This is a genomic window from Spirosoma endbachense, assembly GCF_010233585.1.
Classification (GTDB): domain Bacteria; phylum Bacteroidota; class Bacteroidia; order Cytophagales; family Spirosomataceae; genus Spirosoma; species Spirosoma endbachense.
Genome location: NZ_CP045997.1, coordinates 3,470,300 through 3,483,282, shown reverse-complemented (window position 1 = coordinate 3,483,282; position 12,983 = coordinate 3,470,300). Strand labels below are relative to the sequence as shown.

At 49.8% G+C, this 12,983-nt stretch carries 9 protein-coding genes; 4 read left to right on the top strand and 5 right to left on the bottom strand.

The window, feature by feature from the left end:
- Positions 1-22 precede the first annotated feature (22 nt).
- The 4 genes from GJR95_RS13835 to GJR95_RS13820 all read right to left on the bottom strand — a co-directional run bounded on the left by GJR95_RS13835 (position 23) and on the right by GJR95_RS13820 (position 4,942).
- Positions 23-1,294: a replication-associated recombination protein A gene (locus GJR95_RS13835; protein ID WP_162386426.1), complete on the bottom strand. Its 1,272-nt coding sequence runs from the start codon at positions 1,292-1,294 to the stop codon at positions 23-25.
- Between the two features lie 94 nt (positions 1,295-1,388).
- On the bottom strand, positions 1,389-1,988 hold the full coding sequence (locus tag GJR95_RS13830) for an RNA polymerase sigma factor (RefSeq protein WP_162386425.1): 600 nt from the start codon (positions 1,986-1,988) through the stop codon (positions 1,389-1,391).
- A 101-nt stretch (positions 1,989-2,089) separates the two neighbouring features.
- Complete coding sequence (gene ade, locus GJR95_RS13825; protein WP_162386424.1) at positions 2,090-3,793, bottom strand: adenine deaminase; 1,704 nt, start codon at positions 3,791-3,793, stop codon at positions 2,090-2,092.
- 3 nt (positions 3,794-3,796) lie between these two features.
- Positions 3,797-4,942, bottom strand: a complete 1,146-nt coding sequence (locus GJR95_RS13820; protein ID WP_162391699.1) for an acyltransferase family protein — start codon at positions 4,940-4,942, stop codon at positions 3,797-3,799.
- Between the two features lie 188 nt (positions 4,943-5,130).
- On the opposite strand from GJR95_RS13820, the gene GJR95_RS13815 reads away from it, so the two are divergent.
- Complete coding sequence (locus GJR95_RS13815) at positions 5,131-6,804, top strand: UxaA family hydrolase (protein ID WP_162386423.1); 1,674 nt, start codon at positions 5,131-5,133, stop codon at positions 6,802-6,804.
- 99 nt (positions 6,805-6,903) lie between these two features.
- Complete coding sequence (locus GJR95_RS13810; protein ID WP_162386422.1) at positions 6,904-7,677, top strand: SDR family NAD(P)-dependent oxidoreductase; 774 nt, start codon at positions 6,904-6,906, stop codon at positions 7,675-7,677.
- A gap of 52 nt (positions 7,678-7,729) precedes the next feature.
- Here GJR95_RS13810 and GJR95_RS13805 read toward each other — a convergent pair whose 3' ends face one another.
- Complete coding sequence (locus GJR95_RS13805) at positions 7,730-10,975, bottom strand: Ig-like domain-containing protein (RefSeq protein WP_162386421.1); 3,246 nt, start codon at positions 10,973-10,975, stop codon at positions 7,730-7,732.
- A 183-nt stretch (positions 10,976-11,158) separates the two neighbouring features.
- Between GJR95_RS13805 and GJR95_RS13800 the strand changes: the two genes are divergently transcribed.
- Positions 11,159-12,019, top strand: coding sequence for a fumarylacetoacetate hydrolase family protein (locus GJR95_RS13800; protein WP_162386420.1), 861 nt, complete (start codon positions 11,159-11,161; stop codon positions 12,017-12,019).
- A gap of 73 nt (positions 12,020-12,092) precedes the next feature.
- On the top strand, positions 12,093-12,917 hold the full coding sequence (locus tag GJR95_RS13795) for an amidohydrolase family protein (protein ID WP_162386419.1): 825 nt from the start codon (positions 12,093-12,095) through the stop codon (positions 12,915-12,917).
- Positions 12,918-12,983: the final 66 nt, after the last annotated feature.

Genomic DNA, 12,983 nt, shown 5'->3' with positions numbered 1-12,983 from the left:
TAATAAAACAACTATTGGTCACTCAATAGCCATACCACTCTCCCCACCATTTCTGTAAACTCCGGCGGATTTCGGCCTCGCGGGCATTCTGGCCGGGTTCGTAGAGTTTATGGCCTTTCAAATCATCAGGCAAAAAGTTCTGCTGGGCAAAATTACCTTCGTGATTGTGTGAATACTGATAATCTTTGCCATAACCGATTTGCTTCATCAGTTTTGTAGGTGCATTCCGCAAATGGAGAGGCACAGGCAGATGGGCAGTCTGTTCGGCCAGGGCGATGGCGTCGTCAATCGCTACGTAACTAGCATTGCTTTTGGGCGAGGTCGCCAGATATACGGCTACCTGCGACAGAATAATCCGGCCTTCGGGCATGCCAATCGCTCGAATCGCCTGCACCGCTTCCGACGCCATGATCATGGCTGTAGGGTTCGCATTTCCAATATCTTCCGACGCCAGAATCAGCATGCGTCGGGCAATGAAAATCGGATCTTCACCGGCTATAATCATCCGGGCCATCCAGTAAAGAGCTGCATTGGGGTCTGAACCACGCAGCGACTTGATAAAAGCTGAAATGATATCGTAATGCTGCTCGCCTGATTTGTCGTATCGGGCAATGTTCTGCTGGGCAACGGTTGTTACACCCTCGTCAGTAATAACCAGCGGATCGGTTGAAATGTGGGCCGAAGCAACCAGTTCCAGAAGGTTCAGCAGTTTACGCCCGTCGCCACCCGACAAACGAAGCAGGGCGTCATAGGATTCGACCGTTATTTGTTTCGACTTCAAAAATGCATCCTGCTCAATAGCCCGATCCACGACCTGAATCAATTCGTCGCGGCTAAGGACCTCCAGAATGTAAACCTGACAGCGCGATAATAAAGCACTATTTACTTCGAAGGATGGGTTTTCGGTGGTTGCCCCAATGAGCGTAATCTGACCTTTCTCAACGGCTCCCAGCAATGCATCCTGCTGACTCTTGTTGAACCGGTGAATCTCGTCGATGAAGACCACCGGAGGAAACATGCCCGACGGGCGGCTCAGCACATCCCGGATTTCTTTGACGCCCGAATTGATGGCACTCAGGGCGATAAATGGTCGTTTAACGGCTTCGGCCAGCAATAGAGCCAGGGTAGTTTTTCCGACGCCGGGTGGTCCCCATAAAATCATGGATGGCAATCGTCCGGCATCGACCGCCCGACGCAGGGCGCCTGATGGGCCTATAAGTTTACGTTGACCAATAACTTCGTTGATGGTGCGGGGGCGAACCCGCTCGGGTAGTGGCGTTGAGTCCGTATTCATCTGGCGAAGTTACATACAAAAAACGGTAGCCACTTGCGTAGCTACCGGGTTCAGAAAAGGTTTAGGAATAATCAGGGGTTAAGAATAGTCAGGGTTATAGGGATACGTTTTCGGGTGTGATATAGCGCTTTAGATTGCTCATGGCGCCAAAAATCAGATTGTAAACAGACTGGATATTGATTTGCATCAGGCTTGAAATTTCTTCATTACTCATGTTTTGAAAGTAGCGAAGATGAACGGCTTCACGCTGACGGCGGGGAAGTTTTTCGAGCGCCTGATGCAGGCAGTCATTCATGTAAGAGTCTTCTTCAAAGGCAATTAGCAGGTTTTCGTGAGAAGGGTCTGCGCCGGGAAGGGTATCACCCACTCGCCGACCGTTGCTTATTTCATCCTGGCTTACTAGTTTCTGTTCTGCGGTTAAGTGACGAACTAATTTACGTTTAATCGAGGCCATCAGATAAAACCTTACTGATGTTGTTGGACCGATGGTTGTTCGGTGTTTCCAGAGCTCAACAAACAGATCATGGATGCAATCTTTGATCAACGCTCGGTCGGTTGCAAAATGGGCGCAATAATGGTAGAGCGTTTGAACATAGTTTTGATACAGGCGGGCGAATGCAGTTTCATCGCCACTGCGAAACTGGTTCCAAAGAGTTTCGTCGTCAGGTCCGGTTTGCGTACGGGAACGAGGCATGAGCAGGTAGGTATAGGTTGAGGAACGCGAAAGAAGTCTGTAAACATATTGATAATAAATTGAATTTAAAATGGTATGGCAAATAAAATTTTTTTGTGGCCTTATTTAACAATTTGAAGAGGGGTGAAAGAGAACGTTTTACCATCGAACAACCCCTTGTCACTTAACTTCAGCGCCGGAATTACCAATAAGGCCATGAACGACAATGTCATAAATGGGGCTTTTAATGTACTGCCTAACACTTGTTTGGCGAACTGATCCAGAGTGGCATATTGAGTGGCTACCTCATAACCATCTACGTCAGTCATGAGTCCGGCAACAGGCAATGGAAGCAACTGTGTTTCGGGTGTTGTTGTGATGTGCAAAAATTCACGTCGGCTCATTAGTTCTGCATCGTGCTCGTGCGGATGTGATCCTGATACCGCCGATAGCCCGCCTTTGGCGTCGATAACCAGATTAATGGCCCGGCAGATAGACTCGTCATCGCAGCCTACCGCCGTGATGTTATGCGAGTCGTGCCCTACCGACGATGCAATGGCCCCATGTTTTAGCCCAACGTTTTTAATGAAGGCAATGGCTGGCGGAACATTCATGTACCGATTGACAACAACCAGTTTGAGTATGTCACGCTCCCGATCGGGTACGATCTTCGTATGCTCTATTTTGGGTTCAAGATGGAGTTCGTTGGTGATGAGCTGGCCATCAAGGGCTTCAATAACGCGAATTAGGGCTGATTCAGAATCGGCATGAACGGCAAACTCATCTGCTGTTTTTGGCGCGCAGTTGAATTGATTGAGGTGTTCGCTCCGTAAATCAGGAATCATAGACGTACCATTCTGGGCAACGATCTCACCATTGATGACGGTTTGCTGTATCTGGAAGTTTTGCAGATTATCAACGATAAGATAATCGGCGGGGTCACCTTCGCGCAGCAGACCAACAGGTAAGCGATAATGTAGAACCGGATTCAGACAGGCGGCCCGCAGGACATTCCAGAGCGAGTGGCCTTTGGCTAACGCCCGCAAAACCAACTGGTTAATGTGCCCTTCCGCGAGTGTATCCGGGTGTTTGTCGTCGGAGCAGAACATAATCTGTTCCGGGAATTCGGCCAGTAGGGGAATAAGAGCCTCGAAGTTTCGGGCCGCACTTCCTTCACGAATCAGAATACACATACCGCGCTGGGCCTTGTCGAGCCCTTCTTCGTAGGTAAAACACTCGTGATCAGTACTGATACCCGCGTCGATGTAGCGTTGCGCATCATCGCCGGTCAGACCGGGGGCGTGGCCGTCGATGGGTTTGTTAAAGGCATTGGCGAGTGCAATCTTGGACATAACATCCGGGTCTTCGTGCAGAACACCCGGAAAATTCATCATCTCGGCCAGATAACCAATCTCTTTAAGGCCAAGCAGATACCGTACATCGCGAACACTGATGGCTGCCCCAGCCGTTTCGAAACTAGTAGCCGGAACGCATGACGGAGCACCGAACATAAACTTAAAGGGTACTTTCGCGGCTTCGCGAAGCATGTATTCGACACCGGCAACGCCTAACACGTTTCCGATCTCGTGCGGGTCTGATACAGTGGCAACCGTACCATGAACCACGGCCAGCCTGGCAAACTGGGGAGGAGTGAGCAGCGAGCTTTCGACGTGAACATGGGCATCGACGAAACCCGGTAATATATACGGTTCGCCAGTCTGCTCAGGGCCGAGTCGTTCGATACGGGCAATACGACCATTGTCGACGGTTAGAGCGCCATAAAAGATCGTTTGGTCGAAGAGATTCAGAATGTTGGCCGTGGGCATAATTTAAATTCGGATAAAGAGTTTTCGGCGGTACATCCACCAGAGAATAAGGTAAAAAATGCCTAACGTGGCAGCTCCAACCAGTAATTGTTCATAAGCAGGGCCAAATAGCTGAAATGGACTATGGCCTAAATGCGTGTAAAGAGAGGTAATAATAAATCGGTCGATCAGATGAACCAGGCAATAAATAGCAATCGAATTCATACCCACTACAACCAATGGAAACGCCCAACTGCGCCGTTCCGATACATCGATAACGTAATAGAAAAAGGCCAGTAGCCAAAAACACCAGCCACCACTGAACAATACCCAGGCGGGTGTCCAGATTCGCTTGACAATTGGGCATATACCGGCAACATGGAGCAGAACTCCTCCTGCCAGGCCAACCGCTCCGGCAATAAGAAATCGTTTCAGAAGGTCAGCAGGCGATAAGCCGGACCGAAGCCACCGGCCAGCCTGTAATCCCAGCAGCATGGTGCCCAGCGTTGGTATAAAGCTAAGCGTTGCATATCCTCCTCCATTAAACTCAAACGGACTTTTACGCGGGAAAAGATTAAGAAACCAGCGGTCGAAAGCCCAGGCCAGGTTACTGTTCTTATTAAAATGCGCCATTAGACCTGAATAATGCTCCGGCCAGTTTGCCGGAACACCGACCTTACTATAATCAAAAGACGTGCCTGGCGTGTACAGCACAAACGCCAGCCAGTAAGCGAATAAAATCAGCCCCAGAGCAAGCCAAACGGTTCGGGAATTCGTCTTGCCAAGCAGAAACAGGAAAGGGTAGCCGAGGCCGATTTGTGTGAGCGTATCTTCGAATGTAAAGTACGTTTGATCTGAATGAGTGGAGCGAAGAAAAATACCAAGCAAAATTAAAATCAGCGATCGCCGAAGCGCATGGGCAAACTGAAGGCGAAACGGTTGACCCTGTGCCGCCCGACTGGCGACCGAATAGGGGAGAGCCACGCCAACTAAAAAGGAAAAGGATGGCTGAATGAGGTCGTGCAGTGAACAGCCTGCCCAGGACACATGATCCTGATGGTGGGCCAGAAACGCCCAGAACGAACTATCCGGAAAGGCTTCGTGCAGACGATGGAAGCTCAGCAACTCGGCGGCCATCAGCGTCATGACGAAGCCCCGGTAGGCATCCATAGACATCAGGCGGCCCGCCGGTAAACCGGTTTGATTAGTACTAAAGGAAGGAGGCATAGGTAAGGAAGGAAATCCGAGACCAAAACTTGGGATTGCTGCCCACATTAGCAATAGTGTTGTGTAAAGTTTTTTAAGAAAGAGTGTATATTTCGGACCAATGCGTTTCTTACCGTAAAAATAGCTTCCTAATGTCTGCCCGTGTGCTAAAAGTTCATCCTGCCGATAATGTGATTGTCGCTTTGCGTAATCTATCGGCTGGTGAACGAATAGAGTTTGATAATGCTGTTTATGACCTTCCGTATGCTGTTGGTGCTAAACATAAATTTGTAACGGAAGACCGGCAACCCGGCGATCCGATCACCATGTATGGTGTACTGGTTGGGAAGGCTACTCAGCTCATTCGTCGGGGAGAACCCATTACGACGTTTAATCTGAAGCATGATGCTGACCGCTATGGTCTCGACAAAAAACAACCTTACTCCTGGCAGGCTCCTGACGTGTCGGAATGGGAAGGGCGTACGTTTCTGGGCTATCATCGTGCCGATGGTAGTGTCGGAACGCGCAACTACTGGCTGGTCGTGCCACTGGTGTTCTGTGAGAACCGAAATGTTCTGATTCTGAAAGATGCCTTCGAGCGTGAACTAGGCTATTCACAACCCGAAACCTACCGCGAGCAGGTTCATGAGCTTTTGAGTCTCTACCGGGCTGGTGATATGAATATCATCAAAAAGATGGAGCCCTTTGTCGATGAGTCACAAAATCAAACGCTTAATCATACACGTCACCAGGTAAATCGGCCGTTCAAAAATATCGACGGCATCAAATTCCTGACGCACGAGATGGGTTGTGGTGGTACGCGGCAGGATTCCGCTTATTTATGTTCGCTACTCGCGGGTTTTATCAATAACCCAAACGTTGCCGGGGCAACCGTTCTAAGTCTGGGCTGTCAGCACTTGCAGGCCGACATGATTGGTACCGAAATTCGACGACAAAATCCTAAGTTCGATAAACCATTGCTGTTGTTCGAGCAGCAGGCCGGAACTGAATATGCGTTGATGTCGCAGGCGGTTAAGGAAACGTTTCTCGGGTTGATTGAAGCGAACAAGATTGAACGAAAGCCTGCTCCATTGAGCGCGTTGACGGTTGGCTTAAAATGCGGTGGGTCCGATGGTTTTTCGGGTATTTCGGCAAACCCCGCCATTGGGCATCTGTCAGATATTATTGTAGGATTGGGCGGTAAGACCGTACTGGCCGAATTCCCCGAACTAAATGGTGTAGAGCAGGAGCTTATTAACCGCACCGCCGATACGGCAAAGGCTCAGAAGTTTATTGACCTGATGGGCAACTATTCGGCGCAGGCCGAAGCGGTTGGGTCGGGTTTCGATATGAATCCATCGCCGGGTAATATTAAGGACGGCCTCATTACCGATGCCATTAAATCGGCAGGGGCGGCTAAAAAGGGCGGTACAGCACCCGTTGCTGATGTACTGGATTATGCCGAACCCGTTACTACGCCTGGACTGAACTTACTTTGCACACCTGGCAACGACGTTGAAGCAACGACAGGTATGGCTGGTTCTGGCACGAATGTGATCCTGTTCACCACTGGTTTAGGGACACCGACTGGCAATCCCGTTAGTCCGGTCGTTAAAATTTCGACCAATACGACGCTCAAAAACCGGATGCCCGATGTCATTGATTTCGATAGCGGCCCAATTGTCGACGGTGAGCAGAGCATCGAGCAAAACGCCGACGCCTTGCTGGAATACATTATTCATCTGGCTTCCGGTGAAGAAATTACCCAGGCCGAGCGGCTTGGTCAGGACGACTTTATTCCCTGGAAGCGGGGTGTTTCTCTTTAAATTGTGAACGAGCGAACGAATGAATCTGTGCAACTAACGCATTAGCCAGTCTGCCCGGTCATCACTCGTTCGCTCGTTCATTCTTTCGCTCGCTAAATAATGTTCTCTCTTAACAACAAAACAGCCCTTGTTACGGGCGGTGCCAGTGGTATTGGGCTGGCCATTTCTCAAACTTTTGCGGAAGCTGGCGCAACGGTTCACATACTGGAAATCAACGAAGCTCTGGCGCGCCAGGTAGCCGATGATATAAACGCATCGGGTGGCCGTGCCGAAGCGCACGCTATCGATGTGTCGAATCAGGCACAGGTCGTTGAGTTGGTTGGCCAGATTGCGGCACAGGGCCCGATCCATATTCTGGTCAACAACGCAGGTGTTGCGCATGTCGGCAAGGCCGATACAACCGCAGAAGCTGATTTTGATCGAATTTTCCGGATCAATGTCAAAGGGGTTTACAACTGCCTGTATGCCATTATTCCCCATTTTAAAGCCAATGGCGGAGGAGTGATTCTGAATATGGCTTCGGTGGCTGCATCAGTTGGTATTCCGGATCGCTTTGCCTATTCGATGAGCAAAGGCGCCGTGCTGACAATGACCCTTTCTGTGGCGAAAGATTATCTGAAAGACAATATTCGCTGTAACTGCATTTCGCCAGCGCGGGTGCATACACCATTCGTTGATGGATTCCTGGCAAAAAGCTACCCCGGTCAGGAGGCCGAAATGTTTGAGAAACTCTCGAAAACTCAACCCATTGGCCGCATGGCTGAACCTAAAGAAGTAGGAGCTCTAGCACTCTACCTCTGCTCTGATGAAGCGGGCTTTATTACAGGCACCGATTATCCATTGGATGGCGGCTTTATTCGATTGAATAATTAAGCTATTTAAGCCAAAACCTATAAGGTCTCACAGACCTTATAGGTTTATAAGTTTAATTCCCCACTTTTAGTAACTTGATTACGCGTGGGGTTTGATTCTCGTAGCGAATATGTAACAGGTAAATACCGGCCGAAAGTTGTTCGCCAAACGTTACCGTTTCACCAGATCGAGCAGCACCGAGTTGAAATCGTTCGCGGCCGGTTTGGTCGGTAACACGCATCGACTGGATATTCCGTTCTGCTATAAACGTAAATCGGTTGTTGGTTGGGTTTGGAAATACGAGATTATCGGCTACTTCGTCGGCACCGACTCGGGCATTGGCCGGACAGACCGTTATCGTTTTGCAAAATGATTTATACCACGGCGACGCTGAATAATTTATGCCCACGCAAACCTGCCCTCCCGTAAACCACGGCCCAAAGTTATAGGTCGCTTTGCCTGCCTGAGTTGGCGTTATGCTTTGTGTAGAGCCAGTACACCACCACGAAAACTGGGTTGCATTGGGCAAATTTCGCGCATTCACTTCGTAGCTCTTGACCTCATTGACACGCACACAATCAGGGCCGATCAGATCGGCATCGGTGTTCGCCGTTGTCGATACTGGATTATTTACCTGGATCGTAACAATTGCCGACGAGGTTGTTGCACCCAGATTATCAGTGGCTTTGGCCGTTAGCATGTAAGTACCGGCACTTACGTTACTCCAGCTAACCTGATAAGGCGTGCCAGCGCTTTCGCCCAACTTGGTTGATCCATTAAAGTACTCGACTTTTGTAACGCTGCCATCCTGATCGCTGGCGTTTGCTGATAATACTACCGTTGCCGGAGCCGTAAAGGTAGCGCTATTGGCTGGCGAAGATAAGGTTACAGAGGGAGCCTGATTAGGTGGGGCCACAACGCTAATCGTGATTGTCGACGATGTTGTGGTAGCTCCCAGATTATCGGTAGCTTTAGCCATTAGTGTATAGCTCCCCGCATTCACACCTGCCCAACTAAACTGATAAGGAGAAGTGGTAGCCTCGCCCAGTTTGCTCGTACCATTGTAGAATTCCACTTTTACTATGTTTCCGTCGAGGTCACTGGCCGATGCTGTTAAACCAATGGTGGCAGGTGAGGTGAATATAGCGTTATTGGCTGGGCTGGTTAACGCTACACTTGGCGCCTGATTCGTTGGCACAGGATTACTTACCTGAATAGTAGCTACACCTGATGTGGTGGTGGCTCCGGCGTTATCGGTCGCTTTGGCCGTTAACGAATAGCTGCCTGCGCCGACACCCGTCCAGTTAAACTGATAGGGCGAACTCGTGCTTTCTCCCAGTTTGAACGTGCCGTTGTAGAATTCAACTTTCGCAACACTGCCATCCTGATCGCTGGCCGATGCTGTCAGGGCAATGGTGGCTGGAGCCGTAAAGGTCGCATTATTGGCTGGTGTGGTTAGCGTTACCACCGGAGCCTGATTCGTTGTTGGGGGTGTTCCGGGGCAAATCGTAACGCTTTTACAGTATTGGCTATACCAGGGTGCTACGGAATAATTGATACCGACACATACCTGCCCTCCCGTAAAGCCTGGGCCGAAGTCAATGCTGGCTTTGCCGGGTTGACTAACTGTAATGCTCTTCGTAGAGCCGGTGCACCACCACGAAAAACTGGTTGCGTTGGGTAGTTTGCTCGAATTGACGCCAAAAAGCTGTACGGCATTCTGGAAAACACAGTTTGGCCCGATCAGATCAGCCGTGGGGTCCGGATCGCCCTGGTTGTAGACAAATACGGTAATTGCGCCGGAGGTCGTAACGGCCTCCTGATTATCAGTGGCCCTGGCCGTAAGGGTATACGTACCAGAGGCTATATCCGTCCAGGTGAACGCATACGGAATCGATGTGTCTTCGCCGAGCTTTGTACTTCCGTTGTAGAACTCAACTTTCGAGATACTGCCGTCAGTATCAGCGGCAGTGGCGGCAATCGTAATCGTTGCCGGAATCGGGAACGCAGCATTGTTGGCGGGTGATGTCAGGCTCACGGTTGGTAGCTGGTTGGGTGCCGGAGCTGCCGTAACCTGCACGGCTGATGAGGTTAAGGAACCTCCACTGGGAAGCACCGCTTTAGCCGTGAACGAATAACTCCCCGCTTGAATCGTCGGGATAATCCACGAATAGGGTGTCGTTGCATCTTCACCAAGCTTAGTTGTTCCCTCGTAAAATTCAACGGTAGTTGCCGTGGTATTGCTAACGGCAGCTGTAAGTGTTACCGAACGACCAATGGTTATGGTCGTGTTATTGGCCGGGCTTGTGAGTGAAACAGAGGGCGTTGCAGGGCCAAAATCATCGACTGGGCTCAGAATATGATCTTTTACCCAGGTGCCCGAAGGGCTCGTATTGTTCCACTGCTGATTATCGCAGGCATTGGCGTTCAGGGCGGCCGAGCTTTCTGATGCCTGGCTAAACGTCCAGTTGCACCAGCTGATTTTCTGACCAGCCGAATTTTGACCGGCCATCAGATTTAGCCATGCCTGAGCATTGTTAAAATCCAGGCTGCCACCACCCGAATAGGTAGAGGTTCCCCATTCACTACAAAACAGGGGAAGCGAATTGACGACCGACTGAATATCGCTCTGGAAAAAGTGCGATGCTGCGTAGAAATGAAAGGTATACATAATATTATACCCATTGGCTCCGGTTAGCGGATCACTGAGTACATCCTGTGGACGCTGGCACCAGTTGGGTGTTCCTACCAGAATAATCGCTTCGGGATCATATTGGCGGATGACGGGTATAATCTGCTCTGCATAGCTTTTAATCTGGCCCCAGCTTACTCCGTTCGGTTCGTTACAGATCTCGTAGATAACGTTTTTCTTACCCGCATTACGCTGAGCCATCAGTTGAAAAAACTCTTTGGCATCGGCGGTATGAACGTTGGGATCGCCAGGATTCAGGATGTGCCAGTCGATAACACAGTACATACCGTTCTGCTCCGACCAGTCGACGATTTGGTTGACTTTTGTGCGTATGCCAACCTTATCATTGAGATAGCCGCCTTCATCTACATACATAGCGGCTCTTAAGACATCAGCGCCCCAACTACCGGCTAGTGCCTGTACGGATGCCTGCGTATAACACTGGCCAAACCAATGCAGGCCGTGGGTACTCATACCCCGGAGCTGGATCGCTTTCCCGGCTTCATTGGTCAACTGCCGGTTCACAACTTTAAGCCGCCCATTGGTGGCCAAAGGCGCTGGTGACTGAGCTAAGGTCAACAAATTTGAAAAAAAGAGACCTAAAAAGAGTGCTGTATAAATTTTCATAAGTAAGGGATAGTTAAAATTGAAGGCGAAATAGGTAGGAAATATACTGATCCTGTAAATTATAAGTAATCAAATACAGGTTTCCTTGTCTAAAATCATAAATCTCCAGAGAGTCAGGTTTCCCGAAGAATGGTTAAACTTGTAGCCTAGTCTGCTTTACCAGTTAACGTATCTTTTTTCTGCATGAAACTATTCCGCTTCGGCCAGCCCGATCACGAGCATCCTGGTGTATTATTGCCTTCCGGCCAGCACATTGACGTAACCCATTTTGGCGAAGATTTCGACGAATCATTTTTCGCCAGCAATGGCCCTGAACGATTGACACATTGGCTCACTTCTCATGCCCAGAACTGTCCCGAAGTTCCGGCTGATGAACGCTTCGGGCCTTGTATCAAACGCCCATCTAAAATTGTATGCGTTGGTTTGAACTACGCCAAACACGCAGCCGAAACCAATGCACCTGTTCCGGCCGAACCAATCCTGTTCTTTAAGGCAACAACCGCTATTATGGGTCCAAACGACAATGTTGTGATTCCAAAGCGGTCTGAAAAAACAGACTGGGAGGTTGAACTGGCCATTATTATTGGTAAGAAAGCCAGTTATGTAGAACTGGATCAGGCGATGGACTACGTGGCTGGCTACGCGCTGCATAATGACTACAGCGAACGCGCCTGGCAACTGGAGCGCGGTGGTCAGTGGGTGAAGGGCAAGAGTGCCGACACATACGCTCCACTGGGGCCGTATCTGGTCACAAGAGACGAGATTGAGAATCCGAATGCCCTTCGTCTTTGGCTGAATGTCAACGGAGAGCCGTTGCAGGATTCCAATACCGACGATATGATTTTCAACGTGCCGACGCTCGTTAGCTACATCAGTCAGTTTATGACCCTGCTTCCGGGTGATGTCATCTCAACCGGAACACCAGCTGGTGTCGGTATGGGGTTGAAGCCACAGCGATTCCTGAAACCCGGCGATGTGGTCGAACTGGGGATTGAAGGGCTGGGTGAGCAGAAACAGACGGCAGTTTCGTTTAATGGAAAATGAATACGGTAGCATGGATGATGATCGGGTAAGACTTGCTCATTATCCATGCTACCGTATGTGTTGAAGTAACCATATGATTATTGACGCTCACCAACATTTCTGGCACTACGATCCCGTTCGTGATAGCTGGATTACTGAGGATATGGCCGTAATCCGGCGCGATTTCCTGCCCGCCGATCTGGAGCCTGTTCTGACTGAAAACGGAGTTGATGGCTGTGTTGCCGTTCAGGCTTCGCAGTCAGAAGAAGAGACAATGTTTCTACTCAGCATGGCACAGAGCTACGACATTGTTAAAGGCGTTGTCGGGTGGGTCGATCTGCAATCACCTGCCCTGCACGACCGACTACAGGCGTTCTCAACGTATAAGGAAATTAAAGGGTTTCGGCATGTAGCTCAGGCTGAACCCGACGATTTTCTGATGCGACCTGCCGTTATTCAGGGCATCCGTCAACTAGCCGAGTTTGGTCTTACCTACGACATCCTGATTTATCCCAGCCAGCTTAAAGCGGCTTTGCATCTGGTGCGCGAGGTTCCGGAAGTTAATTTTGTGATCGATCACCTGGCGAAGCCGTATATCAAAAAGCAGGAGATTAGCCGATGGTCGAATTTTATGACTGAAATCGCTAGGCACCGGAATGTTTCGTGCAAGCTGTCGGGCATGGTAACCGAGGCCGACTGGCAAAACTGGAGTAAGAAAGATTTTTTCCCATACCTCGATGTGGCCTTTGAACAATTTGGTCCCGACCGGCTGCTATTTGGCTCCGACTGGCCCGTATGTCAGGTAGCGGCCAATTACACTCAGGTTAAAAATCTCATCGAAGAATACCTTATTCCCTGGGGTGATGAGGTTCAGGCGAAAGTGATGGGAGCCAATGCCGTGACTTTTTATAGCCTGTAATGGCTGGGCCAAACTCCAGTTTGGCCTTTTAATATAAAGCTCGACAGGCCAAGCTGGAGCTTGGCC

What these genes read in the sequence shown, in the direction of transcription:
- GJR95_RS13835 (WP_162386426.1), bottom strand. Translation starts at nt 1,294, where the DNA reads ATGAATACGGACTCAACGCCACTACCCGAGCGGGTTCGCCCCCGCACC.
- GJR95_RS13830 (WP_162386425.1), bottom strand. Translation starts at nt 1,988, where the DNA reads ATGCCTCGTTCCCGTACGCAAACCGGACCTGACGACGAAACTCTTTGG.
- ade (WP_162386424.1), bottom strand. Translation starts at nt 3,793, where the DNA reads ATGCCCACGGCCAACATTCTGAATCTCTTCGACCAAACGATCTTTTAT.
- GJR95_RS13820 (WP_162391699.1), bottom strand. Translation starts at nt 4,942, where the DNA reads ATGGATGCCTACCGGGGCTTCGTCATGACGCTGATGGCCGCCGAGTTG.
- GJR95_RS13815 (WP_162386423.1), top strand. Translation starts at nt 5,131, where the DNA reads ATGTCTGCCCGTGTGCTAAAAGTTCATCCTGCCGATAATGTGATTGTC.
- GJR95_RS13810 (WP_162386422.1), top strand. Translation starts at nt 6,904, where the DNA reads ATGTTCTCTCTTAACAACAAAACAGCCCTTGTTACGGGCGGTGCCAGT.
- GJR95_RS13805 (WP_162386421.1), bottom strand. Translation starts at nt 10,975, where the DNA reads ATGAAAATTTATACAGCACTCTTTTTAGGTCTCTTTTTTTCAAATTTG.
- GJR95_RS13800 (WP_162386420.1), top strand. Translation starts at nt 11,159, where the DNA reads ATGAAACTATTCCGCTTCGGCCAGCCCGATCACGAGCATCCTGGTGTA.
- GJR95_RS13795 (WP_162386419.1), top strand. Translation starts at nt 12,093, where the DNA reads ATGATTATTGACGCTCACCAACATTTCTGGCACTACGATCCCGTTCGT.